Here is an 8,203-nt window from a genome sequence, read left to right on the forward strand (position 1 = left end):
GCATGGACCCGCGTGGCTCCGACGCCCGCGGCCGAGCCTTTCAGGGTATGGGCGAGGTCGGCGCGTTCAGGCCGGGACAGGTCCGGATCGGCCAGCCGTGGCAGGATCGACCGGCACTGGCCGGCGAACAGCGCCAGGACCTCGCGGGCGAGATCGGCGTCGCCTCCGGTCTGGGCGTCGAGGGCCGCCCGGTCGATCGCAGCATCGATCGCAGGATCGATCGGCGGCGGGCCGGAGCCGTTGGATTCGGTGTTCTCTGGGGATTGCGGATCTGATCCACACAATTCACCCCCTGATTCGCCGGTCGGGGATCGCGCCGGACCCCGTCCCTGCGGCACGATGCGGGCGCGGTGAGCGGCAGGGTCGGTAACCATTCGGTTAACGTTTTCTGGGGCTGGCCGGGACTTGGGTATCGGCAATCGCTGCTCAGGTCTAATCTTGTAATGGTAAACGGGGCGTTGCGTCTCCGGCATCAGCCTCCCCCGAGGTGCCGGTGAACCCGTGTCACGAGGCGTTGAATGGCGACCGAGAAGAAGCTGAAGGACCCGGCCGAGGCCGCGCTCTCTGCGATCGAGCAGGCGCTGAACCTCGACGCCCTGACGCCGACCGGCCTCGAAGGCCGCGCCGAGCCGCGCCTGCCCGATGTCGGCGACACCGAACCCCTGCGCGACGGGGGGATGGACGTGGCCGGCCGGACCATGCCGCCGCGCCTGGACCTCGACCCGCCGCTCGCCTCCGACCTGCCCCCGCCCGGCCTTGAGCGCCCGCGGCGGGAAGGCGGCCTCCTGCCCCCCGACCGCTCGCTTGTCGCCAACGACGACCGGCGCAACATCGGCATCCTGCAACAGACTCTGCGGGTGCGCTCCTCGCCCAAGCCGTATCTCGTCGCGCTCGCGGCCGGCCTCGCCTGGATCGGCCTCCTCGTGCTGGTCGCTTGGATCAAGTCCGAGGGCGATCTGCGCGGCGTCGTGGCGGGGCTCACAGCGCTCCAGGCGAGCGTGGGCGCCGCGGCGCTGCTCGGCCCGGTCGTGCTGTTCGTGATCGCCGCCATGCTGGCGGTCCGCGCGCAGGAGATGCGCCTCGTCGCCCGGGCGGTGGGCGAGGTCGCGGTCCGGCTCGCCGAGCCCGAGAGCTTCTCGACCGATGCGGTTCTGACCATGTCGCAGACCGTGCGCCGCGAGGTGGCCGCCGTGGGCGACGGCGTCGAGCGGGCGCTGGCCCGCGCGGGCGAATTGGAGACCCTGGTGCGCGGTGAGATCGCCACCCTGGAGCGCGCCTATTCCGACAACGAGATCCGGATCCGCTCCCTCGTGGAGGAGCTGGTGGCGCAGCGCGAGGCGATCGTCACCAACGCCGACCGGGTGCGCAACGCCATCACCGGCTCGCACCAGAGCCTGAGCCAGGAGCTGGAGGGCGCCTCCGATCGGATCGTGACGGCCCTGACCGGTGCGGGCGAGCGCGTGACCGGGGCCCTCGAGACCCGCGGCGCCGCCATCACGGACTCCCTCGGCGAGGCCGGGGACCGGGTGGTCGGCCTGATGACCGCCCGCGGCAGCGACCTGATCGACACGCTGACCGCCACCAGCGAGGCGGTGCGCGGCACCCTTCAGGAGGTCGGCGCGGGCCTGACCCACGCCTTCGAGAGCCGCGCCGGCGAGGCGACCGGCGCCTTCGAGGCCGCCGGCACCGCCCTGGCGGGCCGTCTCACCGAGAATGCCGGCACCCTGGCCCGGAGCCTGGAGGAGACCGGCGCGCAGGTCGGGGCGGCGTTGGAGCGCCAGGCCGGTGCGGTGCGCGAGACCTTCGAGCGCTCGGCAACCGGGCTGGAGAGCGTGTTCCTGTCGCGCGGCTCCGAGCTGACCAACCGCTTCGGTGCCATGGGCGCCGAGATCACGGCGCGCTTTGCCGAGACCGGCTCGGCCCTCGCACAGGACATTGCCGGCCGCGGTACGGCGCTGCGCGCCGAGATCGAGACCACGGGCCTGTCGGTCGCCGAGGCGATCGAGGGCCGCGGACGCGACGCGCAGGCTGCCCTGGCGCTCGCCGCCGGCGGCGCCGGCGACGCCCTGTCGGCCCGGGCCGGTATCGTCCGCGACGAGCTGATCGGCGCCGCCGAGCGGATCGCCGACGCGCTGACGGAACGCGGCGGCGCCGTCGCCGAACGCATGGATGGCGTCGCGGCGCGGCTCGACGAGACCGTGACGGTGCGGGCGGCCGATCTGGAGACGCGGGTCGCCGCCGCGGCGGAGCGTGCCGGGAGCGGCATCGCGCAGCGGACCGACACGGTCGCGGCCAGCCTGGAGGCCGCCTTCGCGGCGCTCGGCCGGGGCTTCGAGACCGGCGCGGCCGGCGCGGTCCAGTCCCTGCGCGGCACGGTCGAGGGCCTGTCGGTCGAGATCGGCGACCGTACCGCCGAGTCGGTCGCGGCGTTCCGGCGTGGCGCCGAGGCAGCCACCACCGCCCTGCACGGGACCACCGAGGCCGCTACCGGTGCGGTCGAGGCCCGGACTCTCGAAGCTGTCCGGGTCATGGAGCGGCGGGTCGCCGAGTCCGCCGCCGCCCTGGCGACGCGGACCGAGGAAGCCGCCGAGGCGCTGCGCGCCGCCGCCGAGCAGACCGGCACCGTCGCCGAGGCGCAGACCCGGGACGCCGCCGCGCGTCTCGCCGCCACCCTGGAGACCCTGCGCACCGCCTCGACCGAGGTCGCGAGCACTGTGGAAGCCGAGACCGCCGCCCTCATGGCCCGGTTCCTCGAAGCCGCGGACCGCGCCGGCACCGATCTCGGGGCCCGCGGTACGGAGGCGGTCTCCGCCGTCCGCGCCGCTCTCGACGACCTCGACCGCGAGCTCGCCGCCCGCACCGGCGACGCCACCGGCAGCCTCGCCGAGGCGGCCCGCGCGATCTCGGCCGACCTCGCCGCCCGGATCGGCGAGATGGAGGCGGCCTTCGGCGAACACGGACGGAGCGTCGCCGAACTGCTCGCCGGCCACGCCGACGAGACCCAGACCCGGATCAGCGGCACGGGCCGCGACATCGTGCTCGCCGTGGCGAGCCAGGGCGCGCGCATCGCCGACACCCTCAGCCAGACCGGTGCGAGCTTCGCCGAGACCGCCGACGGCCGCGTCCGGGCGATCGACGAGACACTGGGCAACCGCCTCGCCGCCCTGCAGGAGACCATCGCCCGCGGCGACATCCTGGCCGACCGGATCGGCCGCGACACCGCGACGCTCGGCGAGACCGTCGGCGCCCGGTTGGAGGAGATGGACCGCCTGCTGACCGGCAAGGGGCAGGCCGTCGCCGAGACGATCACCGCCCGCGCCCACGAGGCCGGCAGCCTGATCGAGACCCATCTCGGCAGCCTGGAGGAGCGCTCCGCCAAGCGGGCCGCCGAGATCGGCGCGGCCGTGGCGGAACTCGTCGGCCACATCGACAGCCACCTCGGCAACCGCGCCACCGCGGTGGACGAGACCCTGCGCGCCCGCACCGACGAGATGGCGCGCATCATGGCCGAGGGGCATCGCGGCCTCATGGAGATGCTGGAGGGCCGCACCTCCGGGCTCGGGCAGGACATCGCCCGGCATACGGGCGAGATCGCCCGCCGGATCGAGGAGAGTGCCGGCCAGTTCGATACCGGCGTGGTCAGCCGCCTCCAGGCGATCGCCGACGCGCTGGACGAGCGTGCCCGCCTCGTGGACGAGAGTTTCGGCGTCCAGGCCTTCGAGACGATCCGCGTCATCGAGGCCCGCACCCGCGCGGTGGACGAGGAACTGGCCGGCCGGACCCGCGACCTCGTCGCGACAATCACCGACGGGACCGGCGGCCTCGACGGCGCCATGGCGGAGCGCGTCCGCGCCCTCACGGCGACGATCGAGGAGGCCACGAGCGGCCTCGAGACCGCCCTGTCGACCCGCGGCGAGGCGCTCGTCCGTCTGGTCGACGAGCGCACCGAGAGCGCCGACGCGACGCTCGCCGCCCGCGCCGAGGCGGTTCGTGCCGCCTTCGCGGAGCGCGCCGATCAGCTCGCGCGCGAGATCGACCAGCGCATCGCGGCCCTATCGGGCGAGTTCGACGAGAAGGGCCGGGCGGTGTTCGGGGCGATCGGCGGCCGGATCACCGAGCTCGCCCGTCTTTTCGACCGTGGCGGCACGTCGCTGGCCGAGCTGATCGACCAGCGCGGCGAGAGCGTGCTGGCCAAGCTCCAGCAGACCATCGCGGATGCCGAGCGGATGCTCAACGACGGCGAGGGCCGCCTGGGTCACACCCTGTCGAGCCGCACCGCCGACATCAGCGGCCTGCTCGACGACGGCGTGCGCACGGTCCACACCCTCTTGGACGACCGCACCAACCAGATCCGCGTGATGCTGGACGGCCATGCCGGTACCCTGGCCGCCACCCTCGACGGCCGGATGGGCCCGATCAACGAGGCGCTGGATGGCCGCGGCCAGGCGCTGATCGCTGCGCTCGACGGCGCCTTCGGCACAGCGACCGGCGCCCTGGACGACAAGACCCGTCAGCTCGGCAGCCTGTTCGACGAGCGGCTCGGCCACCTCGAGTCCCTGGTCGAGGGGCGCGGCAACCGCCTCGCCGACACGCTCACCGCCCGGGCTCAGGCCCTGCGCACCCTGTTCGAAGAGGCCCAAACGGCCCTCGATGCCCTGGTCGAGGGCGGCGGCGGTCGCTTCGCCGCCACGGTCGATGCCCGCATCCAGTCCCTGCGCACGGTGCTGGAGGAGGCCCCGGCCGCCGTCTCGGCCCTGGTCGAGACCCGCGAGCGCCAGCTCGCCGCCACCCTCGACACGCGCACGCAGCGTCTTCAGACCCTGTTCGAGGAGGCCCAGGCCGGCCTGCGCGACCTCGTGGACGGGCGTGGCCAGCAGGTCGCCGACGCCATCGCGGCCCGGACCGACAGCCTGCGCACGACCCTCGACGCGGCGCCCGCCCAGATGGCGGACGTGCTCGACAACCGCCTGTCCGATCTGCAGGGCCTGTTCGAGCGGGCGCAGGGCGAGATCGACCGCCTCGTGGACACCCGCGGCCGCCAGATCGCCGGCACGATCGAGCACCGGACCCAGGCACTCCAGGCCACCATCGACAGGGCGCATCCCGCGATCGCGGGCCTTTTGGAGAGCCGCGAGACTCAGCTCGCCGAGACCCTCCGCGAGCGGACGGGCGAATTGCAGGCCCTGTTCGACCGGGTGCAGAACCGCCTCGGGGCGATCGTCGAGGGGAGTGGCCGCGACGTGTCCGAGCGGGTCGATGCCCGGGTTGCGGCTCTCCGGACTACGTTCGAGGAGGCCCGCGCGGCGATCGAGGGGCTGATCGACGACCGCAGCCAGGCCCTGCTCGACACCGCCCAGGGCCGCACCGGCGCGCTGGTCGAGGTCTTCGACACCCGCCTGCGCGCCCTCGACGGCGTCGTGCAGGACCGCACGGCGTCCCTGGCGCAGGCCGTGTCGGCGCATAGCGAGGCCCTGGCCCAGGGCGTCGATGCCCGTGCCGATGCCTTCACCCAGCGCATCGACAGCCGGATGCGGCTGTTCGCGACCCTGGTGGCGCAGCGTGCCGACACCCTGGCCAATGCCTTCGACGACCGTCACGACGCCTTCGCGAGCCTCGTGGACGAGCGCACCGCGACCCTCGTGGCCGCCCTCGACGAGCGGGCGCGCGCCCATGCCGAGCAGGTCGACGTCCACAACGCGGCTCTGGCCGAGACGCTTCGTCGGCGCGAGGACGCCCTGGCCGGCCTGATCGACGAGCGCGTCGAGGCGCTGGGGGCCGCGTTCGAGCGGCGTACCGACGCCCTGGGTGCCCTGGTGGATTCCAGGGGCGAGGCCCTGTCGCGCCGCCTCGCGGAGAGCGCCGAGGCGCTGGTGCGTGCCATCGAGGACCGGGGCGGCGCGCTGCTCACCGGCCTCGACCAGAGCGGGCGCACCGTCGGCGACGCGCTGGAAGGCCATGTCGAGCGTCTGCGCGGCGCCATCGACGGGCCGATGCTCGACCTCGCGCGTGCCCTGGCCGATCGGGCCGAGGCGATCGAGCGGGCGCTGTCCGAGACCGGCATGCCCCTGGCCGACAGCCTGCGGGAGCGGACCGCGGAGCTGGCCGTGCAGTCGCGCGCCTCGGCCGAGCTGCTGCGCGCCGCCATCGAGGACGGGGCCGGCCGCACCCTCTCGGAACTGTTCGACACCAATGACCGGATGGGCCGCGAACTCGGCAGCCTGCTCCAGCGGATCGAGGCCGCCAACACGGCGCTCAGCGACCTCGTGGCCGGGGCCGACACCAATCTCGGCGCGATCGAGCGGGGCCTCGCCGGCCGCATCGAGCAGGTCCAGGCGGCCCTGGAGCGCATCGCGGCCGAGACCGGCCGGGCGAGCGCCGGCGTCTCGTCCCAGGTCGAGGCCCTGCGCGGGGCCGCCGACGGGGCGCTGAGCGAGGCCTCCCGGCTGGCCGAGACCCTCGACGGCCGCGGCCGCTCGCTCGCGGAGCAGACCGGTGCGCACGTCGCGGCCCTCGATCGGGCCGCCGTGTCGCTCGCCGCCATCGAGGAGCGGCTGGGCGCGACCCTTTCGGGCCGCGAGACGGCGCTGACCGAGGCGTTGGCCGCCTTCGAGACCCGCGCCGCCGCCCTGGAGGAGAACGGCAAGGCCCTGGAGCGGACGATCGAGCAGACCCTGCGCGCCGCCGAGGAGCGGGCCCGCAGCGTCGGCGAGACCCTGACCCGGACCGCGGAGGGCGCCGGCGCCTCGGTGACGAGCGCCTTCGCCGACCTGAAGGACAGCGCCAGCGCCGAGGGCGAGAAGGCCGCCCAGGGCGTGCGGCAGGCGATCGAGGAAGCGGCGCGCGACATGCGCACCGGCTTCCAGGAGGCTCAGGCCAGCTTCGGCGACTCCTTCTCGGCCCTGCGCGATATGGCGGGCTCGATCCGCGGCGAACTCGACGCGACCCGCGCCGAACTCGCCAAGGGCGTGCTCGACCTGCCCCGCGAGACCCAGGACGCCACCGGCGAGATGCGCCGGGTGGTCTCCGACCAGATCAAGGCGCTCAACGAGCTCTCGTCCCTGGTCTCCCGCTCCGGCCGCTCGGTCGACGTCGCCCAGCCGCAGGCGCAGCGGCGGGTCGCGGAGGGCGGCGCGCGTGCGGTCGCGGCGCCGGCTGCTTCCCAGGCTGCTGCCCAGCCTGCTCCCCTCGCCGCCTTCGCGTCGGCGGCACCCGCCGCCGCACCGGCACCCGCGCTGCCCGCGCCTCCGGCGGTGTCGCGGCCGGCCACGGGCAGCGCGACCCGGGGCGAGGCGCCCCGCTCGGCCTCACCGGCCCGCGCGGCCGCACCGGCGCGGACCGGCGACAAGCGGGGTTGGCTGTCCGACCTGCTGACCCGCGCCTCGCTGGACGACGACGAGGAGGTGCCGGCGACGGACGTGCCGGCCCCCGCGGCATCGGCCCGCCGGCCCGCCGTGGCGGCCGCCGAGACCGGGCGGATCGCCCTCGACACGATCTCGACCGATATCGCCAAGATGATCGAGCACCAGACCGCGGTCGACCTGTGGGAACGCTACCGCCGCGGCGAGCCGAACCTGTTCGACCCGCGGATCTACACGGCGCAGGGGCGGACGACCTTCACGGAGATCCAGCGCCGCTACCGGGCGGATGCGGAGTTCCGCCGCAGCGTCGACCGCTACGTCAGCGAGTTCGAGCGCCTGCTCGGCGACGTGGTCAAGAACGACAGCGACGCCAAGCGGACCGACGCCTATCTCACCTCGGAGACCGGCAAGGTCTACACGATGCTGGCCCATGCCAGCGGGCGGTTCGACGGGGCGTAGGGCGCCCTGCGGGTTAGGGGCGGGGGTTCGGGTCCCCGTCCCCTTCCCGCCACCAGCGAGACGTTCGACACAGAGTGGGCCGGGACGCGTTTCTCCCCCCTTGTAACGACGGGCTACGCCGGTTTGAGGCAGGAGGCTGGTGACGGAGCGCGACAGGCCCCCTCTTCCGTGCGGGCTACCGGATTCACACGTCGCTGCCGGACACCAAAGGCTTCAGAAACAAGCGCGTTTCCCCTCCCCGCAAGCTCGAGCGATCCTGGGCGAGCCCAGGGTCGCCAGGGGAGGAGAGCGCGTCTGTGCCCGCGATGCGTGAACATCGGAGCCCGGAGAGGGGGTGAGACGTTCGGCTGCGGATCGCGCGCGCTCTTGACAATGTTCCTATCTTA

The 8,203-nt window shown here is 74.3% G+C and carries 1 protein-coding gene and 1 pseudogene; one reads left to right on the forward strand and one right to left on the reverse strand.

The genetic code is table 11. The annotated features are described in order from the left end of the window. A pseudogene (locus OXS49_RS31800) lies at positions 1 to 209 on the reverse strand (histidine kinase); the annotation flags it as partial. A 309-nt stretch (positions 210 to 518) separates the two neighbouring features. Between OXS49_RS31800 and OXS49_RS31805 the strand changes: the two are divergent. Next, positions 519 to 7,817, forward strand: a complete 7,299-nt coding sequence (locus tag OXS49_RS31805) for a hypothetical protein (protein ID WP_267428541.1) — start codon at positions 519 to 521, stop codon at positions 7,815 to 7,817. Positions 7,818 to 8,203 lie beyond the last annotated feature (386 nt).

The sequence above is a fragment of the Methylobacterium sp. GC_Met_2 genome (genome assembly GCF_026540795.1).
Classification (GTDB): Bacteria; Pseudomonadota; Alphaproteobacteria; order Rhizobiales; family Beijerinckiaceae; genus Methylobacterium.